The sequence below is a fragment of the Larkinella sp. C7 genome, assembly GCF_006149005.1.
In the GTDB taxonomy this organism is placed as follows: domain Bacteria; phylum Bacteroidota; class Bacteroidia; order Cytophagales; family Spirosomataceae; genus Larkinella.
Map to the genome: position 1 here is coordinate 489,891 of NZ_VBSL01000001.1, position 22,295 is coordinate 512,185.

The following is a 22,295-nucleotide window of genomic DNA, read 5'->3' on the forward strand; positions in this document are numbered from 1 at the left end:
GATTATTTTTTCGAAAACAACCGGAGCAAAACCACCCCGTGATGCCGAACCACGGTTTTGAATGACGTTTCAAACACACCCAGATCCTTTTGCCGCCACACATCGCGCAGCCGGTAGTTACCTTTCAGTCCAATTTTAGCCAGATCAAACGTGAACGATTTAACCTTTTCATCACCCCAGCGGAAATAGGATTCGGGGGTTTTGCCAAAGTCTCCGACGTTGAACAGGCCGACCGCAAACGAACCGTCTTCCAGCGGTTTGAGCCAGATTTGTACACCATCCTCTTCCCGCACCAGCCGGGCCGATTTCCCCAGCGGGTCCTGATTGATTTCAATCACTTCATCGTTGGTCAGCAAATTCAATGTGAACGCATCGAGCTGTTCAATCGGACAACCGATGAGCAACGGGGCCGCCAGCAGACTGAATAAACTCACGTGGCTGTATTGTTCGTCGGGCGTCAGGCGCGTGGGGTGAAGCTGCGTTCCGGTGGTGACATTGCCCACAATCATCATATCGGGATCGTTCCAGTGGCCGGGGCCGCCGTAGGGTGCCCACTTGTCGAGTGTGAAGGCCGAAACAAAGAGGCTGTTCCAGCTATCCCGGATGTCGGGACCGGTGCGGTAACTATTGGTTAACCGTACCCAGTCGTTGACGTTGGCAAACGGCGCCGAATTGGAAATGCTGTAAAAAATATCCCGGCCCGACTGTTTCAGGGCCACCGACATTCGCTCGGCAGCCGGTACGTCAATCCGCCAGTCGTATTTGAGATAATCGATGCCCCATTCGGCCAGTTGTCGGGCGTCTCCGGTTTCAAACCGGTGTTTCCCGACGTAACGGAAAGCACGTTTGTTGGCCTGTATGGAATCAGAGAAGTCGCCGTTTTCAAAGTTGGAAGAACCGCCGATGTAACCCGCGTAACTCGTAATCATCGGCGTCGAATAAACGCCCACTTTCAGCCCCAAGCCGTGAATATAGTCCACCATTTCCCGGAACTTCGGAAACTTTTCGTTGGGCTGAATGGCGTTGAATTTCCCACCCCGTTTGCCCTGCCAGGCGTCGTCGATGTTGATGTAGGTCCAACCGTGCTGACTCAATCCCATTTTCACCATCGCATCGGCCGAAGCCATTACCTTCTCCTGATCGATGTTTCGGGCCCAGGAATTCCAGCCGTTCCAGCCAATCGGGGGCGTCAGCGCAATCGTATCGCCAATCTTTATTCTTAGCATTTTCGTCGCTTCGCCATGCGTATTTTTGGCGCGGATAGTCACGGGATACGTTCCGGCTTGCAACACTTTTCCCGTGATTATTCCCGTCTGTTCGTCCAGCGAAAGCCCTGCTGGCAGCCCTTTAGTCGAAAACCGCATCGGGCGGTCGCCCGTTGCCGCGATGGTATACCGAAATGGATTACCGGGCGTGGCTCCAAAAACCGCTGCCGAATTGATTCGGGGTGATGGGGCCGGAGCCGGGGTTAAAATGTACTTTTCATCCGAATTCGGAATGTTTTCAGGACGATGACCAGCCAGCATGACCAACCGGGCGTCGGCCCAATTGGAATACAGTTTCGTCCGCCCCGCGTCATCGACCTTCACCAGAAGTCCCAGCCGTTTAACCCCGTCCAACTTTACCGTGACGTTTTTGGGCACATCGCCGAGCCGCATTTCACCGCTGTCGAACAGGATTTTCCGGTCGCCGATCACGTAAAAAGTATGGGACAGTTCTTTCACGCCTTTGTCGTCAACGCCCACCGTTGCCGTAAATTCGGTCGCTTTCCCGTCCAGAAAAAACGCCAGAATGCTGGTCGCATTCACACCAACGCCCCGCTTAAAATACGTTCCGTGCATGACGATGGAATCACCAGCCGCCGTTGTTTTGGGCAACACCGCCGGAATGCCTTCCGAAAAGGATTTGATGGGTAAATCATCCAGCCAGATTGCGCTGGTTTTCTGGGCGTTTGTGGCTGCACCAAAACTAACCCCCCAGACCACAAGCAACCAGAATCGCTTCGTCACGCTCATCGGTCCTTCGTTTTTACCACACCTTTGGCCTTCCTAACCGGCATTTTCAGCTTTTTCATTTTTCGGATTTTGACGACATCGACACCGGCGCCTGCTCCGGTTTACTGCCCCAGGCTTTATTCGGTTTTGCGCCCATTTGCAGCCGCAGGGTTCCGCCGTTGACAACGGTTTCGTGCGTCAACCACGGCTGGTCGAGGGCTTGGCCGTTCAACTGTGCCGACTGGATGTACAGGTTCTGAGCCGAGTTGTTTTTTGCTTCCACCACAAACTGCTTCCCTTTGTAATACCTGGGATTGAGGTGAATCGTGATTTTGTTGAATAGCGGGCTACTGATCTCGTAAAACGGCTCAGGCGTCGTGCCGCCGTTGGTCGAAAACAAACCGGTTTTCAGCAAAACCGACAAACTGCCCATCAGCCCCTGATCTTCGTCGCCACTGTAGCCAAAATCGGGTGAAATACCGCTGTAGACTTTCTCGATGATCTGCCGCGTCCAGTGCTGGGTTAGCCAGGGCGAACCGGCGTAATTGAACAGAAAAGGCGTCTGCATGCAGGGCTGATTGCCGTAGTTGATAAACACCCGGCGCAGTTCCTCCAGCGTCTCTTTGTCGTGCGATTTCCCCGAAACGAAATCGTGTTTTTCGGCTTTCTCAAACGAACTGTTCAGCTTGGCCGTGAAGGCTTCCCGACCACCCATCAGGTTAATCAGGCCCTGCACATCGTGCGGCACAAACCAGGTGTATTGGGCCGCATTGCCTTCTTCCCAGCCATTGTCATACCGCAAAATATCGGCGGGTTCGCCCCATTTCCCGTCCAGCGTCCGGTTCCACATCCAGCCCAGTTCGGGGTTCCAGATATTCTTGTAATTTTCAGCCCGCTTCATAAAAAGGCCGTAATCGTCGTTTTTGCCCAGTTTCTTCGCCATCTGCGCCAGCGTGTAGTCCTGATAAGCGTATTCCAGCGTCTGGGTAGAACCATCCTGATGAAAACCGTAGCGGGTTTTGCTCATTGGATGCGGCACATACCCGCGTTCCAGGTAAAACTCAAGACCGCCCCCTTTGAAGGTGTTGTGCTCATACCCCGCCTTGCTCATCATCCCGCCGGGGAAGTGGTTTTTCCGCAACCCTTCGTAGGCTTTCTGGTGGTCAAACCCCCGGATTCCTTTCAGATATGCACTGACAATGAACGGGGTAGACGAAGCTCCTGTCATCACATAGGTGTAGTTGCCGCCCGCCGGTCCGCGCGGAATCAGTCCGCCGTCGTCGTACATCAGCAGCATCGAATTCACGAACGATTCCGTCACTTCGGGGTAAACCAGGTGCCAGAGCGTGTTGAGCGACCACTGCGCTCCCCACATCGAATCGAAATTGTGGTGATTGAATTGGGGCTTCCCGTTGGCATCCAGCGGAATCTGTTTGATGCGCCGTTCGGGACCGGTCATGTCACTGTATTTCCCATTAACGTCAGAAATGATCCGCCGTCCCTGCAAGGCATGCCACAAATCGGTGTAAAACCGGCTGCGTTCGGTTTCGGTGCCGCCCTGCACCTCAATCCGGCTCAGCCAGGTGTTCCAGTCGGTGCGGCTTTCCTGCACGGTTTTTTCAAAATCCCAATGCGGCAGTTCGGTCGTCAGGTTCAGCCGGGCCTGGGCTTCGCTGACGTACGAAATCGCCACTTTCATTTTCCGGACGTCACCCGCCCCGGTTTTGAAACTGAGGTAGGCTCCCGTTCGTTCGCCCTCAATCACCTCGCCGGGCGTTTCCAGTGTGCCGTTTCGCCAGCCTTTGAAAGACTCAAACGGTTTGTCAAAAACCGCCACGAAAAATACCGTCAGCGTTTTGGGCCGACGAATGGTCGGAGCCATGATCGCGTAGCCTTCAATCTCCTGGTTGCTAACCTTTTTCACGTATCCTTTCTGCGTATCGGACGGCCCCAGAAACGTCGAGAAATCAAACAGAATATGGCTTTGAGCCGAGGCCGGAAAGGTGTATTGATGAAAACCGACCCGCGTGGTCGAGGTCAGTTCGGCGGTGATTTTGTAACGATCCAGCACAACCTTGTGATACCCCGCTTTGATGACTTCGCTGGCGTGCGAAAACGGCGAACCGTACTGGCTGGCTCCCCGGTGGCCCTTGAACTCGCCCGTTGTGGGCATCACCGGAATCCCCGACAACTGCCAGCCGTGGATGTGGCTGAAACATTTGATGCTGTCGAGGTGGTACCGGTAGCCCGCATTCCAGTCGGCGTTGACGGCATTGTCGGGGCTCAAATTGACCATACCAAACGGCCGACTGGCCGAATTGAAAAAGAACCAGCGGGAGTTGGCCGCATCCACCAGCGGATTTACCAGATCGACCGGTTTTGGGCCGTCTTTCTGCGCCCATGAAGGTGTTGTTCCGATTTCCAGAACCAGCAGAAACAGGAGACTGTAGAAGGAAAACTTAAACATATTGAGGTGAATCGGATGCGTGTAGAGCCAGTAATGTCCGATGACAAATCTACACGACTATCCTCTGGTTAGAAAGGGGAACGCAAAACCGCTCCCCCTTTTTTGGCATTGGGATATCGATTAGTAGCCTTCGTTCTGTTTCATGGCCGGAAACGACAGGTCAATCTCGCCCTGCGGAATGGGTCGCAAATAGTGAATGTCTTTGATCGTGTTGCTTTTGGCCGCCCAGGGATTGTATTTTTTCACCCGTTCAACCAGTTTGCCGGTTCGTTTCAGATCGAACCACCGGGAGTATTCGCCCATGAGTTCGCGGGCGCGTTCGTCCAGAATCAGGTCGATTGAGATGTTGGCCGCCGTGGCGCGGTACGACACCGCTTCCAGCGACTTTACATTGCCCGGCTCTTTGGCACACAGCGGATCGGTGCCTTTTTTGACCAGCGCCCGGTCCAGCACTTTGTTGTAATAGACTTCGGCACCGCCCAATTTTCCGTTTTTCGCCCCTTTCACCAGTGCTTCGGCCGCAATCAGATAGGCTTCCGCCGAGCGAAAAACCGCTTCGTTGAAGGTGCCAAATGCATCACCGTAGGCAATACCGGGTTGCCAGAATTTCCACATCATCGGCTGGTCCGACGGAAAACCGCTCACGCTGACCGTACTGCTGTTCACAAAACCGTATCCTCCGCTCAACTCATCCAGATTCACCACCGAATAATTCTTTTTACCGCCCAAATCGATGCCGCGCTCATTCAACGAGGTGGCCGGTTTGTTCCAGGGCCGGAAATACACGACGGTATCGCCCGCTTTGATGTCGACTCTCAGATTCGGATTAACGACCGGCAAGGGCTTGAAACCGGTAACCGGCAATAAGGCATAGCCTACTTCCACAAAATTATGATCGTACCGCGAATCATTTTCCGGGTCAAAGAGCCGATACATGGCCGGGTTGGTAATGTGAAAAGGCTGGTGCCGGTTGTAGTCCGACGTACGCCCTTTCGTGCCGGGATACCCTTCACCGCCACCGCCAAAAACCGAATGCAGGTTGTTGCCCCCAGCCGCATCTACGGCAAAAGCCGGGTCGGTTTTGTTGGTCAGCACATCCGAATTGTATTGGACGGCAAACACGATCTCCGGATTCTTGTCGTTCTGAGCACCGGTATATTGTTTCAGCGGATTTTCGGAATGAACCGGGAACAACTGGGTGTAGGCCGTCGCCAGCGGATAGGCTTCGATCACTTTATCGGCGTATTGCAGCGCCAGGTCAAAATCGGCGTTGCTCCCGCCCAGCGAACTCTTGAAATTCCAGCCCCTCGTCAGATACACCCGGGCCAGCAAAAACTGGGCAGCCCCTTTGGTGATCCGCCCATAGTTGGACGCGGTCACCGGCAATTTGGCTTCCGCATCGAGCAAATCGTCGATAATCTGTTTGTAAATAGTTGCCGAAGGCACCCGAATGGCTTCTTTGCTCGGACTGAGCGATTCGGTCAGCGGCATCGGTACATCGCCCCACTGCTGAACCAGATAGAAATAGGATAGCGCTCGCAGGAATTTCGCTTCCGAAACCCGCGTATCCTTCAATGCAGCCGCCATCGTCGTAATGCCCTCGGCCCGGCTAATGGCCGTGTTGGTCCGGGCAATTTCGGCATACAGGATCGTCCAGAGGCTTTGTAATTCCGCCAACGTGGCATTCAGACGCACGTCATATTGTTCCAGCGGGCCGCCCGTGACGGCTGGCGTGGCAAATTTGGGATCACCAAAACCGCTCTGCGAAAAAATGTCGGTACCATTCAGAACCAGCGTCCGGTTCTGGTGGATATTCCGCAAGAGGGAATAACAGGACCGAACCAGATCTTCGAAACCGGCTTCCGTTTTGTAGTATACGTCGGTGGTCAGGGTGGTAACCGGTTTTTCAACCAAAAATTCGTCTTTGCAGCCGGAAGCCACCAGGCCTAGGAAAGCAAGGGACAGGGCCGTATATCGGATCGAGCGGAAAGATCTCATGGGAATTACGCGTTGATTTCGGGGTTAGAAACTGATATTGACACCTACGGTATACGTCATTGACGGCACGTCATCCTGGTAAATCGCCGAGTTAAATTCAGGGTCAAATCCGGTGAATTTGGTAAACACAAACGGATTCATGACCTGCGCATACAGGCGGGCATTGGCCAGTTTCCAGGAATTCATCACGCCTTTCGGCAAGGTGTAGCCAACCGTAATGTCCGAAATCCGCAAAAAGCTGGCATCCTGGTAGTTGATGGCGTTTCGGTATGGATTGGCCGCCACTACCCCAAAATAGGTGTTCGACGGATTGTCGCTCCGCCAGTAGTCCAGCGAGGCCAGTTTATTGTAGCGGGTGCCGCTGATTTCGCCGAACGTGCCCGACAGGGTGCTGTTGTAATATTGAACGCCATCCCGGTAGTAGACAAAAAAGGACAAGTCCAGGTTTTTATATTTGAAACGGTTGGTGATGCCCAGAATCCAGTTCGGCAACTGTGTTCCCAGAACCACGCGGTCGTCGATGGCATCGGTGGAGGAAATAACGCCGTCGTTGTTTTGATCGACCACGCGTACCGAGCCGGGCACCTGCTTGTATTTGGTCGCCTGCTCCTGCTGGGCGGTTTGCCAGATGCCATCGAATTGATAATCGAAATTCGACCGGATCGGGTAGCCGACAAACAGCTTGTTGCCTTTATCGACGGTTTGGCCATCACCATACAGTTGCAGCAGTTTATTCCGGTTGCGGGTGAACGCAAAGGTGCTGTTCCAGCTAAAATCGTTGCGGGCGATGTTGACGGTATTGAGCGTCAGTTCCACCCCTTTGTTCTCGATCTGACCGACGTTGGCGATGACCTGCGAAAACCCGGTTACGGTCGGAATCTTCTGATTCAGAATCAGATCGGCGGTTTTGCGGTTATACAATTCCAGCGAAGCCGAAAGGCGGTTTTTAAAGAACCCGAAGTCCAGCCCCAGGTTGTATTCCGTACTCCGCTCCCACTTCAGATCCTTGTTGGCCAGGTTGGAAGGCGCGAAACCGTAAGCTGCCGTGCCGTCAAAGTCATACCCGGTGTTGAGCAAACCGGCCTGCGTGCTGTAGGGGCTCACCGTCGAGTTACCCACCTGCCCGTAGCTCAGGCGCAGTTTGAGGTTCGAAAACACGTTGAGGTTGCTGATGAACGGTTCGTCGCCCATGCGCCAGGCCAGGGCCACCGACGGAAAAAAGGCCCATTTGTTGCCTTCCGAAAGCTGGGAAGCACCGTCTGAACGGCCCGTTACCGTCAACAGATATTTGTCATTGTAGGAGTAGTTGACACGTCCCATAAAGGAAAGCAACGAACGCTCGACCAGCGAACTGTTGATGCCCGTCACGGTTCCCGTATTCAGAGCATACCAGTCTGAATTGTAGGGCAGGTCTTTGGCCGCAATCTGATAGGCTTCATTGCGCTGGTAAAAGGCACTTTGCAAACCCGTTACGCCAAATTTATGCCTGCCCAGGTCCAGGTTATACGTGACAATGTTGTCCAGGGTGTAGTTTCCCTGCGTCCGGTGGTCATACTGCGCCCGGGGTTTGGACCCAATCTGCGATTTGGACCACTGCCCCCGGAAATCACCAATCCGGTCGGTATTATACGAAGCCGAAAGCGACGAGCGGAAACTAAGCCCTTTGATGGGGGTAAACTCAACGTAGCCGTTGCTCATCACCGACATCGTGGTGGTCAGCAGTTTCGAGGTTTTGGGGTCGATGTCGGCCAATGGATTGGGCACCTGCTTGTCGTTGATTCCCATCCAGAACGCATAGCCATCGACATTGAAATCACCGTTCTCGGACGGGTTGGCGAGGTCGCTGAAATAGGCGGTTCCCGTCGGACGCGCCCGATACGCCCCCCGCAGCGACTCCTGCGACCCCACGTTCTGGTTACTGTAGGTCAGGTAGGAAGTAAACCCCACCTTGAAGCGGTTTCCCAGCTTGCTGTCCAGACCGGCGTTCAGGTTGTAGCGTTTGTAGCCTGTATGGAGCACATTGCCATTTTCGTTCAGATAACCGCCCGAAAACCGGTAGGTCGTTTTGTCGTTGCCACCCGCCACGCTGAGGTTGTGGCTCATTTGCAGGGCCGGGTCGGTAATCAGATCCACCCAGTCAGCGGTTTTTCCGGCCTTGATGTTCGCCATTTCGGCGGCTGTGAATGTAGCCCCCGTGGCGCCTTCCAGCACCCGGTCGGTATACGTCGCTTTGTAGAACTGCTCGCTCGACATCAGCTCAGGAATGTGGGCGGGCATTTTGACCCCCACGTAGCTGTCGTAACTAACGCGCGGTTTGCCGGAAATCCCTTTTTTCGTCGTGACGATGATGACACCGTTGGCGCCCCGCGCCCCGTAAATGGCGGTCGACGACGCATCTTTCAAAATGTCCATCGACTGGATGTCGTTGGGATTGAGGTTGTTGAGATTGCCGCCCATCAGTCCGTCAATCACCACCAGGGGTTCGGTGGAGTTGTTGATGGTGTTTTCGCCCCGAATGGTGATGTTGTAGCCCGCCCCCGGTTTATTGCTTGATTTGGTGACGGTTGCACCCGCGACCTGCCCCTGAATGGCTTTGGAAGCCATCACGGGATTGGCCCGTACAATGTCCCGCGTTTGAACGGAAGCCACCGCGCCGGTCAGATCGGTCTTCTTGATTTCACCGTAGCCAACCACTACAATTTCCTCCAGTTGCTTTAAATCCGCCTTTAAAACCACATCGAAAACCGTGCGTTTCCCAACGGCCAGTTCCTGTGATTCATACCCGATAAAACTGACAATCAATACCGCATCCTCGTTGGGAACCGACAGCGAAAACCGGCCTTCCGCGTCGGTGGTCGTGCCTTTATTCAGGCCTTTGATGATGATACTGGCCCCGACAATGGCCTCATTTTTGTCATCTTTAATCTGGCCCTTGACGGCTATATCCAGGGGCAGCATGGGCTGTAGACTGGCCTCGTTTTCCGGCATTGCTGAAGTCTTTACTTCAATCCGATTGAGAACAATCTGTTTCCCCAGAATCCGGTAGCCCAATTGCAGCGGTTCGAGGACGCTGGTCAGCACATCGCCAAGCGGCAAATTATGAATCGTCAGGTTAACCTTGTGCGCCGATTTTAACAGACTGGGATTATAAATAAACCGCACTTCTGCATTTTTCTCGATCTCAATCAACACCTTTTTGATGGATTGATTTTCAATTTTCAGGCTAATCCGTTTTTTCAGCACTTCCTGCGAATCGGCTCTGTATGCAAACAAGGGCCCCATGAAGAGAACCGAAAGAAATAGCTGGCAAACAAAAGCAGGGAGAAAGCCCATGCTTTGTTTGTAATTTCGTAGCGCTATTTTCATGAAATTAGGGGTTAAGGGTTAGGAATAAGGAGAGGAAGTAACAATTGGCAAATACCGGCACATTCTGAAACCGGTTTATTTACATCCGTTTGACTTGATCTGTATTCGACCATCGTTTTCGACGTAACTGGCTTCAAGCGCAATACAGATCAATTCGATTTTTTGCAATAAGGGTTCGTCCGACAAATGAGCCGTCAGTTTGCAGGAAGACAAGCGGGTGCTATCATAAACGATGTTCGCATGATAGGCTTTATTTAACGTTTCGATAACGGTAATAGCCGCCGTTTCATCGAAATTAAAGCTCAGGCTTTGAATGGGGAGTTTCAGGTTGGTTTTATCGACCGTCAGCGGTTGGTTTAAGGTATGCTGATTCGGGTTTGTATTGATGCGTTCATCTTCCTCTAAAACCAGCCCCTCCAATTGGTGGCTGGTCATTTTCTTATCCTTGTTTTTATCGCTATGCAGAAACACTTCGACTTTCCCGGTTTTCACCACAACTTCAGAAAATTCGGCCTGCGTTTTTACCAGAAAACTGGTGCCTAATACTTTGGTAATCAATCCTCTCGTGTATACAAAAAAGGGCGTTTCGGGATTTTTCTGCACTTCAAAAAAAGCTTCCCCAACCAGAACCACTTCGCGTTTCCGTTTATTAAACAGCTTCGGTGAATAACTGATCCGGCTTTGGGGCTGTAAAATGACGGAGCTTTTGTCGGGTAAGTTTACCAGGATAGGGCCGTTGGTCAGGTTCTCTTTTTCATAAATTTCACCGGTTCCTTCTTTTACCGTATTGATGAGCGTTCGGTAGGTAATAGCGGGGGATTCTGTGTATTTAGTCCATCCTATCCAACCCAGAACTAAAACAATGGATGCCACGGAAAGCCATCTGAACAGCGAGTTTAACCGGAATTGTTTGGCCTGAACTACACTTGCTTTTTGTCCGGTTTCCGGTGCCTGAATGGATCGGTATACCTTTTCCAATCCTGTGTCCGGATCAAAATTATACTGGGGATGTTGTGACTCCCATTCATCCAGGTATTGATGAAACAGATCAAGATTATTTTTATCCGCAAGCCACTCTTCAATCAGTTTCCGCTGAATCGTGGTACACTTATGATCAAAATAATCAAATACGATTTTCTTTAGTAATGAAGATTCCATAATGGCGGGATTTGGATCGTATCACTCACTGACTTAGAGAATAAACAGCAGAAATAAACTGAGTAAGTACTCGTGTTTCAGCTCCTCTCTGATCCGGGATAACGCTCTGCTGATCAACCGTTCTACCGCGCTAATCGTTAATTCCATTTCGGAAGCGACTTCCGCATATTTCTTGCCTTCCAGCCGGTTTAGCTGAAACGCTTTCCGGGATTGTTTGGGCAGGTGTTGAATGGCCACTTCCAGCTTTCGGCTTAGCTCATGGAAATGCAGGATTTCGTCTGGTTGCAGCACCGCAATGGCGTTAAAATAATCCGCGTCCTCATCGCGGGTATCCAGGTTTTCATTCCGGTTTAACTCCTGTTTTATGTAGTTGTAGGAGCGGTTTTTGACGGAGGTGTATAAATAGGACCGGTACGAGATAGCGACGGTTTCATACACCTTATTATTCCAGAAATTCGTGAAAACTTCCGCAACAACGTCTTCCGCTATTTCTTTCGAATACACATACCGAATCGCGTGGTTGCATAAATTGGTGTAGTACTTTCTGAAGAGCAACTCAAACCCTTTCTGGGGAGACGAAGCGAAACAGTTCTGAATAAAATACTCGTCGGAAATCACCCGGGTTTGTTCCGATTCTTTTGAAATCCGTGGCCCGGTTCGGTCGGCGTGATACGCTTCTAAAGGTTGCTCTTCAGGGTTCATCGGGTCAGAGAATACACGCTACGCACGTTGTAGAGAATGGTTGACGGTATGTCTACCAGGCCGGAAAAATATCCTAATTCAAAGACAAAGTTTTGTTATTTTACCCCACACTAAAAAAACATTTCTTTTCTACTATTTTTCAATACCCCATTCCCAGCCTGAATCCGGTGTTTCGGGTGGCTCGTCAGGTTGAAAGCGGAGAAAGGAATGGCAAGAAAATAGCCGGTATACAGCGCAGCGAAAAAGCTGTCGCGTATACCGGCTAACGTTTACTAATCAGTTTGTAAAAATAGCTCTGTACGGTTTTTCCGTCAGGTTATTTATCGGGCACGCAGTTGGCCAGTTTGTAGATCCGGCCATCGGCTTTGGTATAGATGTAGAAATCCTGATTCAGCCCCAGACCAAACCGCAAATCCGTTTTTTTACTCTGGCTCAACTCCTGAAACGTAGCGGTTTTACCGGCCACTTCCACTTTCAACTCCTTGATTTCAGCCTGTTTGCCGGGCTGTAGCTGACTGTTTTCCACGTAGTAGACTTTCCCGCTGACAATATCGCCAAAGATGTATTTCCCCGTCAGGGCCGGAATGGCGGTTCCCGAATAGACAAAACCGGCGGAGAACGCGTTGCCTTCGTCGTGGTCATATTGAACAACGGGATACGTATACTTGAAGGTCGCATCGTTGGCGGGCAGGGCGTACACCCGGTCCATGCGGCCCCGGTAATTGATGACAAAGGTGCCTTCGCGATCCGGCCAGCCGTAGTTCGCCCCGGCAACGCCCAGGTTCAGCTCTTCCGACTGCGCCTGACCGATGTCCGAAATCAGCATCTTGCCATCGGGCGTCCAGCTAATCCGGTTGGGGTTCCGGAATCCCTGGCAAAAAATCTCCTTCAGGGCCGTCGGATCCTTCGCAAACGGGTTGTGGGGCGGAATACCGTACTTCCCGTTTGTGCTGTTGGTGCCTTTCGGGTCGATGCGCAACACCTTTCCCCAGGGTCGGCTCCGGTCTTTGCAGATGAAATAAAATCCATTTTCGGTAGCTCCGCCGTCGCCGATGCCGATGTATAACATGCCGTAATCGGCGGTGCCCGGTTTCGCCATCGGGTTAAACGTAATTTCCTGAACGCCGTGAATCGGGCTTACCATGTTGAGCCGCAGCAGTTCCCGGCCCGTGCCGGCAAAGGTCGCGGCCGTTGGGTCGGGCAGTTTCCACTCCGTCAGCACCCATTGCAGCGTCACCTTGATGGAGTCGGGATAGGCAAAATCGGCCGGGGCCGTGTTGGCTTTTTCGGTATGGGTGGTGTAGAACAGGCCGTTGGTGTAAAAATCCGGGTGGAAGGCGTAGCTACCAAAACCGGTAGCCAAACCGGGCACATGAATGAAATTCGGGCGTTCTTTCGCCATCGACATAAACGGCCGCAGCGAATTGCCCTCCATTTCGTACAGTGTTCCCCGCAGATCTTCCAGAAACAGCCGGTTTTTCGTTCCGGGCAGCACCTGCATTTTGTTGATGCGGGCCAGCGGTATTTTTTCGGCACTGGCCGGGGCGGTGGTCACTTCTTCCAACTGAATCCGCAACCCGGAGGGTGGTATTTTCGTCGGAATGGGGTCCTTCAGTACTGCACCGAGGTTTTCACTGCCGACATCGACCGTCGATACCTTGCGTTTCGAGTGCAGGTAGGCCGTCAGGGCGGTGATGTCGCCCTCGCTGAGCTGCGTAAACGGCGGCATCATCTGCTTGTATTCTTCAAAAAGCTCGTGCGCCCGGGCATCGCCACTGTTGATGACCTCCGGAGCGTTGCGGATGAACTTCCGGAGCCAGTCCACCGGCACTTCCGTCGTCACGCTGGCCAGATTCGGCCCGATGCCTTTTTGCAGGAAGTTATGACAGGCCGTACAATTCTGCTGGAACAACTGCTGTCCCTTGGTCAAAACCGCCTGGTTGGTGGAATAGCCCGTTGTGGTTGTGACTGGCGGTTTGGCTGCGGTGGGCTTTTTGGTAGGCTGTTGCCCGTGCGAAAAAGTGCAGATAACCAGCAGATTGAGCAGTGTAAAGACCCAGGATGCCATAGGCCCTGAAAAGGGTTTTGTGAATCCGCATGAAGTCTTATTTACGTATTTTTGAGGGGATTTAGGGGCAAGAAGCATTCGTAAATTCATTCGGTTGTTTAATTTTCAAACGAGGTTGAAAATTAGGTCATTTCTTTGCGAAAATCAAACGCCAGCGGTTTTTCGATCCGCCAACGCCTTAAAGTTGGTATGGGCTAAACAGTCGGGAGGCTTCACGGGGCCTGAACCTAAAAAATTCAAAAAAATAATTTAACCTTGTGCCCAATTCCCACCGCATCCATCGTCATCGAAAAAGCCGAAACCTCTTTACCCCACTAAAATGACGTTATCGAACATTTTCACCACCGCCGTTTTCAGAAAAAGTAGTTCAACGCATTAACCAACTAAAACCGGATACCCAATCTCTGTGGGGTAAAAAGAAAGCTGTCACCGGTCCGGCACCCTACCAACGCAATTCGCAAACCGCCCCCGCCTTTCTCATTAAAGATTCGCGGGATTTTGATGTGGAAAAGAACCGCCTGATCGCTTACCTCTCCAAAACGCAGCAACTGGGCGAAAACCACTTTGACAACAAAGAATCACATTCTTTTGGCAATCTGAGTAAAGATGAATGGAATACGATGTTTTATAAGCATCTGGAACACCATTTGGGGCAGTTTGGGGTGTGAGGGAAATGGTCACATTTTTACATAGAGCGTGCCTTATGGTTGACTCGCTCATTGAACTTCCATAAACATCAACTTTCAATATTTCGTTGATAAATACATCTTTAGCCGGTGAATAAAGCTGATAGACAGTAAATATTTGCGTTTATTTACCTTAAATTAGAGATACTCTAAAGCATTGAGAATTCGATATCAGAACCAATTCGTAACGGAAATTTCCGTTAATCAATAATGAATCAAGATCTAATGACTCGCTTGTTTCGCTCTATTGAGGGAGACCGCGATGATGACATTGTGAAGGTGGCGTATCGAATCGTGGAGGACGAGCGCAATAAAGGTCACGACCGGCTAGCAGACCGACTAATCGACATATTAGAAAAAAACATTAAACGTCAAGGTTTTCAAGGTGAATTAAAACGACTTATGCCGCAAGGCGTAACGATTCCGACCGACACACGCAACAAATTACCATTAGCGACCCCAGTCGAACGAGAATTGTTACGGCACGAAATGGTATTGCCTACAGATATCGAAACGAAAATTCAGCGAATAGAGAAAGAGTATGTCGCGCGGGATCGATTAGCGCGATTTGGATTAAAACCGAAGAAGAAGATTTTGCTATATGGTCATCCAGGATGTGGTAAGAGCATGAGTGCTGAACGAATCGCATGGAACATCGGATTACCTTTTTTGAAGGTCCGTTTCGAAGCTATTATTTCGTCGTACTTAGGTGAATCGGCCACAAATCTGACTAAATTATTCGAATCACTCAAGTCATACCCTTGCGTGTTATTACTAGATGAGTTTGATTTCATAGCTCAGTCGCGGACAACTGCGCAAGATGTAGGCGAAATGCACCGAGTAGTAAATATTCTACTGAATCTTCTAGAGGATTACGATGCGCCGGGTTTGTTAATTGCAACTACAAATTTGGAAGGAAACATAGATAAAGCTTTATTCCGGAGATTTGACGATATAATTGAAATACCCTTGCCACAAAAGCGCGAAATTGATTCTTTACTAAAGATGACTTTGTCTGCTTTTAAACTAAGCACTCAGATAGATTGGTCAAAGCTTGTTACTTACATGGATGGTTTTTCGGCTGCTCTCGTTGTAAAAATAGCTCAGGACGCAGCAAAAATGGGCGTTATAATGGGAAAGGAACAGCTATCAGAAGAACTTATATGGCAAGCAATTAAGGAAAATAGTCAATATAAATAATAGCAATGTATGGGATTTGAGCATCTATCTCTACGTGAAAAAAAAGTAGGAAAACCCAAAACGAACGGCGGTGGTAAAGAAAGTCAAGGTACTTCCAATAGAAAGCTAAACTTTAACCAACACGGATCTACTCTACGCAATAATTATGGCGTTATTAGAAGAGAATGGGCTGATCTATTAAAAGAAAGAGAAGCCTTAAACCTTCCTCCAGTGCTCAATCCTAACCAAGTCCCTATTTTTTTACGTATCGATCCTGATTGCTTTGACATCGAATTCATTAGGAAAGCTTTCAACATAGAGATCGTATCTGAACGAGACAATGGCTACATTATTGGTGTAAGTACAGACAACTTTATTGGCCTTGAAGATAAAATTCAACGCTTTTTGACACAACGGCATGGGGGAGCCAGAATAGCCCTTTTATGGGATATTGAGTCTGGTCATCAGTGGCGTATTGATGAGATTTTATCAGAATCCCTACTTGCCAAATGGGATCTGATTGATGACAAAGTAATTTATCAAGTTGATGTCGGTATTGCATGTAACATAGTGGAAAATGATCCACCTAAACGTAGGAAAACGGAGTCAAATAATTCATACGCTGTAAGATTAGCAGAATGGCGTAATGAACGCAGCGAATTATACGACGCACGATCAATGCAGCGGCAAAATGATTTTGAGCGCTTTGTAGGTGGTATTGCAGGTCGTATTGTTGGCTCAATGATTGACCTAAACGACAGTTTTGGTTGCCGAGTAGAACTCACTGGAGCAGGCTTGAAAGATTTAGTTCTTACATACCCTTTCTTGTTTGATGTCAGTGAAGCACCTGTAATCAATATACCAGATTCCGAAAATAGTGCCTTACCTACCGTATTTGGAGCCAATATTACAGCACCCTTGCCTGATGCTCCGAGAGTGTGTGTAATTGATAGTGGTATTATGGAAGGGCATCAATTATTACACCCTGCTATAGATAGCGCAGCATCTTACTGCTTTATTGATGGACACGAAACCGACGTAGCCGATGAAGTGCGTAATGGTGGGCACGGTACGAAGGTTGCTGGCGCTATCTTATATCCTGACCAAATCCCGGTTAATGGGACGTATGAATTACCATTTTGGATACAGAACGCTAAAATCTTGGATAGTTCCAATATTTTATCTGATTCTGTGTCACCTTCCGAACTAATGATTCGAATTGTTGAGCGGTACCAACCGACAAAAATTTTCAATCTTTCGATAGCCGCACATATTCCCTGTGAGCAAATTCATATGTCAGAATGGGCGGCTACACTTGATCAATTAATTTGGAAACACGACGTAATATTCGTCACAGCAGTTGGCAATATTCGATTACCGGAAATTGTAGCAAATCTACAAAACGCAGTTCCTTATCCTGACTATTTGATCGAAAATACCAGTAGTAGGTTATCCGAACCATCACAGAGTAGTTTCTCGTTGGCTGTAGGTTCTGTTTGTCTGGACGGCTATGAAGATGAAGACCTCCAATCTTTTGGTCAGAAAGACGACCCATCCTCCTTTAGTAAGACTGGCCCGGGCATGTGGGGAACTGTCAAACCTGACGTTGTTGAATATGGTGGTGACTGGATCCGCAAAAAGCAGTTTGACAATACTCTTACAACGCACCATAGTATATGCCCAGCCTTAATCCGATCAACCTTGCACGGAGGGTATTTTGTTGGACGTGACGATAAAGGCACTTCGTTTGCCGCCCCTAAAGTCACTCATATTCTTGCTGCTTTACAACAGTTATTACCTACTACCTCAGTGATGCTTTATAGGGCCTTACTGGTGCAATCGGCCAGATTGCCCAAAGAAAAGTTTCTTAAACCGACAGGCACTGACCTACGTTTATATGGGTACGGTATTCCTTCAAAGACTCGTGCATTAGGTAACCAACCTAATCGTGCTACATTGTTTGCGTCAGACAGTCTGAGCGGAAGCAAAGCACACATCTATACTGTTGCTATCCCAGAGGAAATACGCCGACAAGGAGATGAATATTCTGTACTCCTTGAAATTACACTGGCATTCAAAGCCAAACCAAGACGAACAAGACGTAAGACCAACTCCTACTTATCAACTTGGCTTTCTTGGGAATCTACTAAAATTGGAGAAAGTTATGATGAATTTGCCCAACGGGTTGTTGAATACCTAGACGGGGAGCCTTTTGACACTGTCGAACAAAGACGTCGTAATTACGAATCGATACCTTGGAGCATTCGTACAAATGTGGCTCATGGTGATGTACGAGATTTTAGGCGTCAGGATAGTACATTACAAAAAGATTGGTGTGTTATACCTTCCAATAAGTTGATTGAAGAGTTTTCCATTGCAATAGTTGGTCACAAGGGCTGGGACAAAGACCCTGACGCCGAAGTTCCGTACTCTATTGTGGTTAGTTTCGAGTATTTAAATGCGGACATTAACGTGTATGAAAAAATCCGCATTGCTAATGAGGTAGAAATACAGATTCAACAACAGGTTTAATCGCGTGAATTCCGTCTTCTACTATAGCATCCTGCAATACCGGTACGCTCAATCGCTGGGTGAGGTACTGAACGTTGGGGTATTGCTCCTGTTTCCTGAGCAACGTCAGGCGGTTTTTATCCATCCCGAAAGATTGGGCCGCATTAAAAAGCTTTATCCTAAATTTGCCGATAAAACGATTCGGTCCTATTTCAAGGGCATTGCAGCCCGGACGAGTCAATTATCCAAACAGCCGGAAATCTTTGCCAATTATGAGCAGCATCCGCGTCAACTGATCGACCATGAAATCCTGATCCGCGATTCCAGTGCCTTGCAGTTCAGTGACGTCAAAACTGCCGTCCTCTACACCAACGATCTGGCAGCGATCAGTGATCAATTCTACCGATTGTATCTGTCCTTCTATGATCAGCCGGAAGAATACCGTATTCCCCATGATGAGAGTTATTTGGTAAAAGAATTTCAAAAACGACTTCGACAACGCTTGAACGGCGTATCGTTGCGCGAAGCTTTTGAACATCCGCTTACGATCAAACCCGAAGGAACCAACTTCAGCTACAAATTCCCTTTCGCCTGGCAGAACGGCACCTACAACCTGGTAAAACCGGTTAGTTTCGATCTGAAATCAGAAGATTCCATTCACGAGAAAGCCACCTTCAATTTCGGTCAATTCAGCTTTCTGCAACCCTATGCCAACGAACACAACGCTCGTTTCGACCTGCTGGTGGCCCGCCCGAAAGACAAGCATCTGTATAGCGCCTATGATGATGCCCTCCAACAGATTGAAAGGGTGCCAAAGGTAAAAATCGTGGAAGAAAACGAGTTGGATAGCTATTCTGAGAAAACGGCGGAAGCCTTACGGTAGCCTTTAATTCCCCCCCTACAACCCCTTCTCCGAAAACCGGATCATCGGAAAACATTCCGGCACGTGAGAATCCCAGACGCGGTGGGAGTTCCAGGCCCAGCCGCCGTGGTCGTTGGAGGGGGCGGCTTCCTTGTAGGTGTTGAAGCGCGAAAAATCAAGGCGCCAGACGTCGTTGTTCTTCGGAGGCAGCGCGCGGTGGTCGGCTTTGGCAAGGTCGCCCATGCTCTTCCAGGGGAAAGCCAGCTCCACCGTCCATTTCCGGTCCCGATCCTGGTTGTTGTTGAGGGTGCCGTCCACGAAAACCGCACTTTGCAGGCCTGGAAACCGGAAATCCCAGGAACCGTAGCGCAGCCCCCGGGGGTGGCTTTTGAACCCGACGCCGTTGAATTTCCGAACCGCCGGATTGGAAAGCGCAAAGCGGGAATCCTGCCCGAAACCGCCTTTTTCGTAGGCATCCTGCCAGATAAAAAACGCTTCGTAACGCGTACCCAACGCATTGATTTCAAATTCATAATAGGTATCCTTCCCGGCAATAAACACCTCTACATCGTTTTCCGAATAAATCGGATCGTTGTGATTCGCCAGTTTGGCATTGATGTAGGGTTCTTCCACCCAGAAGGCCACGTAGAGATTCTCCTGGTCCCAGCAGACGGCCGCCCGCGTATCGTGCAACGTCTTACCGCCCGAAACCAGATCGACAAACCGGGGTGAACGCGGGATTTTAGTCCAGATTTCCTCATCCAGTTTTCCGTCGATCATGGGCGGTTTTAAGGTCCGGTAGGCGGTATACTGTTCGATGGTGTTTTTGTCACACGGAAAGGCCCAGCCGGTCGAGTCCGCAGCGGTTTTCGCATTCCGGTCCGTTTGTCCAGGGCTATTTTCAGCCAGTTGGCTCGTGTTCTGAAATCGATTTTCCAAAACCGAACTTTGAACGAACAGGAAACTGAGGAACACAATTAGGAAGGGAGTCAAAGCAACGGGGTGGTATTTTTTCATTCGGGTATAAATTTCAGGTGTATTTCCGTAAGATCACAGGCGGTTCAATACCGCCCCAGCGTCGTCCGCAGCGACTCCGTGATGGTCTGCGCTAGACTCGCCGGTTTCAGCACTTTGACGTGTTCGCCGTAGCTGCGGAGGTGCATCAGCAGGTCGCGGTTGGGCGCCAGCCGGAGCCGGACGATGCACTCGGTTTCGTCGTCGCGCAGCACTTCCTGCGTCTGGTGAATCGGCTTGGCTTTCACGTAATACCCGAACAGGGGTGTGAACGACAGCAGAATCTCCTCCACCGGATCGGTGGTGTCCGTGATGCCGTAGATGTGATCGAACAACTCGGCGACATAGGCCAGAACCGATGGCGGCACCGCGCAGGGTTCGTCCAGAATCTCCAGTTCGGCCATGCGGTCGAGGGCATACGTTTTCTCCTTGCCGCTCAGGGCATCATAGCCAATCACATACCAGCTATCGGCCACTTCCCGCAGCAAAATCGGGTGCAGGGTTCGGGCCGATGCGGACGACTCGCTTTCGGGATCGGCGTGTTTGTGGTATTGAAACGACACCTGCCGGTTTTGATTCACGGCCCGAATCAGCACCGGAACATACTGCCGGTTTCCGCCCAGCACTTTTTCTTCCACATACACCACTTTGCGCTGCATCCCCGATTCATTTCCGTCTTCGGGTCGCACCTCCCGGACAATGTCCAGACTTTGCCGGACTTTCTGGAGGGCGTTGGTCAATTCCGCCACCACCGATGCCCCCTGCGTGGCCGCCAGCACCTCGCGGGCGTAGTCAAGGGCTTCCATGTCGTCGGGCGTGAGCATGAGCCGGAGCAGCCGGAACTGCGGATTCGTATAGTAATAGCCGTTTCTTCGTTTGTCGTAGGCAATGGGCGCGTTGTGGTCTTCACGCAGCCGCTGAATGTCTTTTTCCAGCGACGACACCGACCGAATGCCGCAACGGTCCTGAAGCAGTTCGAACAGCGCCTGTTTGGAATACCGGCGGGGATAGCGGCTGATCACCTCGTCGATCAGGCGATAGCGTTGGAAGGCGGAGCGGGTAATGGGCATGCGTTCGGTTTTTGTTGGAACAAAGAAGCGAAAAAAAATCGCAGAAAAATCAAAGGCCGTAAAAAGATTACGTTCTGGCAAAATCAATTTTGTAGGGTTCGAATCACCCAGCCGAACAGGAACAACATGACCATGAACACGCTCTTCGCACCTCCGCAACCAGCAACACACCCGGTTTTAACCGCCCGGCGGCCGGTCCAGCTTTCTGCCCGCCAGCTTCTGGATGTTGAACTGGGGCTTTTTCTGCTCTCGCAACTCTTGCCGAGTGCACCCCCCGACGCCCTGCCCGGTTTGCTGATCGACCACCATCCGACCAGCCCGGCCTGCCTAAGCTGGACCACCCGCCAGCACAAACTGCGCAACCGGGGTCTGGCGTTGCTGACCCATCTGACCCGGGAAACCTGCTGGCAGGACCTACTGGAACAGTACGTTGCCGTTCCGGTTCATCTTCAGGCCTACGACATCAGTTGTGACCGCAGCGGATTTCGATTGAAAACCGTGGGCTTTTCGCGCAATCGCCTGACGGTTTTACGAAAAGTGTTGGGGTAAAAAAAAGTTAAAAATTAATTGACAACGTAAAAAGATTACGTTCTGGTGGGTTTATTTTTGTATACAACGAACGGTAAACAACCATACTGATGAACGCATTACCCCTGTCTAACACCCCCCTTGCCCGCCAACTGAGCCCGTTTCCGTTGCACTGGCAGGAGCCGCTGGCGACACAACTCCGGTTTCAACACGAGTTGCCCGGCCAGTTGGCCAACCGGCTGTTGAATGTCGAACTGGGGCTTTTTCTACTGGCGGAACTGTTGCCGCTGGCGCCCCCCCAGGCCCTTCCCAACCTGCTGAACGGCGAGGGACTGGTCTACGGGGAACGCCCCGTCTGGAAACCCCGGCAACACCGCTATTTGAACCGCGCCCGGGCGTTGCTGGCTCCCTATCAGGACCGCAGCGTCTGGCTGATGGCGCTGGCGCGTTACGATGCGCTGCCGACCAGCCTGCGGGCTTTCTGCTCCCAAAGTCCGGGGAGTTGCGGGTCGGAAGTGAGTCGTAGTATTTTTCGCAGTCGGGAAGAATTGTTCAGAAAAGCGCTGGCTTAAAACGATGGTTTCTTTTTTTCAATCCGCACCCGCCCACCCCCTCATGGCTTTGAAAATCGCACTCTTTATCGTGTTTCAGAATAAACCGCTGATGGTTTTCAGACTGTCCTGCTATTCGGT

The 22,295-nt window shown here is 50.6% G+C and carries 15 protein-coding genes; 6 read left to right on the plus strand and 9 right to left on the minus strand.

Annotated elements, in window-relative coordinates; genetic code table 11:
- Window positions 1-2: 2 nt before the first annotated feature.
- The 7 genes from FH871_RS01980 to FH871_RS02010 all read right to left on the minus strand — a co-directional run bounded on the left by FH871_RS01980 (window position 3) and on the right by FH871_RS02010 (window position 13,753).
- The gene (locus FH871_RS01980) at window positions 3-2,015 is read right to left on the minus strand and encodes an NPCBM/NEW2 domain-containing protein (protein ID WP_138989654.1); all 2,013 of its coding nucleotides are present in this window, start codon (window positions 2,013-2,015) and stop codon (window positions 3-5) included.
- A gap of 55 nt (window positions 2,016-2,070) precedes the next feature.
- Window positions 2,071-4,461: a GH92 family glycosyl hydrolase gene (locus FH871_RS01985; protein WP_138989655.1), complete on the minus strand. Its 2,391-nt coding sequence runs from the start codon at window positions 4,459-4,461 to the stop codon at window positions 2,071-2,073.
- 120 nt (window positions 4,462-4,581) lie between these two features.
- Entirely contained in the window at window positions 4,582-6,459 is a 1,878-nt protein-coding gene (locus FH871_RS01990; protein WP_138989656.1) for a RagB/SusD family nutrient uptake outer membrane protein, read from the minus strand.
- A 24-nt stretch (window positions 6,460-6,483) separates the two neighbouring features.
- Window positions 6,484-9,825, minus strand: coding sequence for a TonB-dependent receptor (locus tag FH871_RS01995; protein ID WP_138989657.1), 3,342 nt, complete (start codon window positions 9,823-9,825; stop codon window positions 6,484-6,486).
- Between the two features lie 75 nt (window positions 9,826-9,900).
- Window positions 9,901-10,983 (minus strand): FecR family protein, encoded by a 1,083-nt coding sequence (locus tag FH871_RS02000; protein WP_138989658.1) that lies wholly within the window; start codon window positions 10,981-10,983, stop codon window positions 9,901-9,903.
- A 33-nt stretch (window positions 10,984-11,016) separates the two neighbouring features.
- A complete protein-coding gene (locus FH871_RS02005; protein WP_138989659.1) occupies window positions 11,017-11,685 on the minus strand; it encodes an RNA polymerase sigma-70 factor in 669 nt (222 codons plus the stop codon).
- Window positions 11,686-12,001: 316 nt separating this feature from the next.
- Entirely contained in the window at window positions 12,002-13,753 is a 1,752-nt protein-coding gene (locus tag FH871_RS02010; protein WP_138989660.1) for a PQQ-dependent sugar dehydrogenase, read from the minus strand.
- A gap of 503 nt (window positions 13,754-14,256) precedes the next feature.
- Here FH871_RS02010 and FH871_RS33730 point away from each other — a divergent pair.
- The 4 genes from FH871_RS33730 (at window position 14,257) to FH871_RS02030 (ending at window position 19,012) form a co-directional block, all read left to right on the plus strand.
- On the plus strand, window positions 14,257-14,421 hold the full coding sequence (locus FH871_RS33730; RefSeq protein WP_229316942.1) for a DUF1569 domain-containing protein: 165 nt from the start codon (window positions 14,257-14,259) through the stop codon (window positions 14,419-14,421).
- 228 nt (window positions 14,422-14,649) lie between these two features.
- The gene (locus FH871_RS02020; protein WP_138989662.1) at window positions 14,650-15,639 is read left to right on the plus strand and encodes an AAA family ATPase; all 990 of its coding nucleotides are present in this window, start codon (window positions 14,650-14,652) and stop codon (window positions 15,637-15,639) included.
- A 9-nt stretch (window positions 15,640-15,648) separates the two neighbouring features.
- A complete protein-coding gene (locus tag FH871_RS02025; RefSeq protein WP_138989663.1) occupies window positions 15,649-18,150 on the plus strand; it encodes a S8 family peptidase in 2,502 nt (833 codons plus the stop codon).
- Window positions 18,151-18,154: 4 nt separating this feature from the next.
- Window positions 18,155-19,012, plus strand: coding sequence for a DUF3037 domain-containing protein (locus FH871_RS02030; RefSeq protein ID WP_138989664.1), 858 nt, complete (start codon window positions 18,155-18,157; stop codon window positions 19,010-19,012).
- 15 nt (window positions 19,013-19,027) lie between these two features.
- Here the strand turns inward: FH871_RS02030 and FH871_RS02035 are convergent, their stop codons facing one another.
- Together FH871_RS02035 and FH871_RS02040 are read right to left on the minus strand one after the other, a co-directional pair.
- Entirely contained in the window at window positions 19,028-20,008 is a 981-nt protein-coding gene (locus tag FH871_RS02035; protein WP_212768192.1) for a carbohydrate-binding family 9-like protein, read from the minus strand.
- Between the two features lie 44 nt (window positions 20,009-20,052).
- Window positions 20,053-21,075: a YafY family protein gene (locus FH871_RS02040; RefSeq protein WP_138989665.1), complete on the minus strand. Its 1,023-nt coding sequence runs from the start codon at window positions 21,073-21,075 to the stop codon at window positions 20,053-20,055.
- A gap of 132 nt (window positions 21,076-21,207) precedes the next feature.
- On the opposite strand from FH871_RS02040, the gene FH871_RS02045 reads away from it, so the two are divergent.
- Both FH871_RS02045 and FH871_RS02050 read left to right on the plus strand, forming a co-directional pair.
- On the plus strand, window positions 21,208-21,624 hold the full coding sequence (locus FH871_RS02045) for a hypothetical protein (RefSeq protein WP_138989666.1): 417 nt from the start codon (window positions 21,208-21,210) through the stop codon (window positions 21,622-21,624).
- 89 nt (window positions 21,625-21,713) lie between these two features.
- Complete coding sequence (locus tag FH871_RS02050) at window positions 21,714-22,175, plus strand: hypothetical protein (protein ID WP_138989667.1); 462 nt, start codon at window positions 21,714-21,716, stop codon at window positions 22,173-22,175.
- Window positions 22,176-22,295 lie beyond the last annotated feature (120 nt).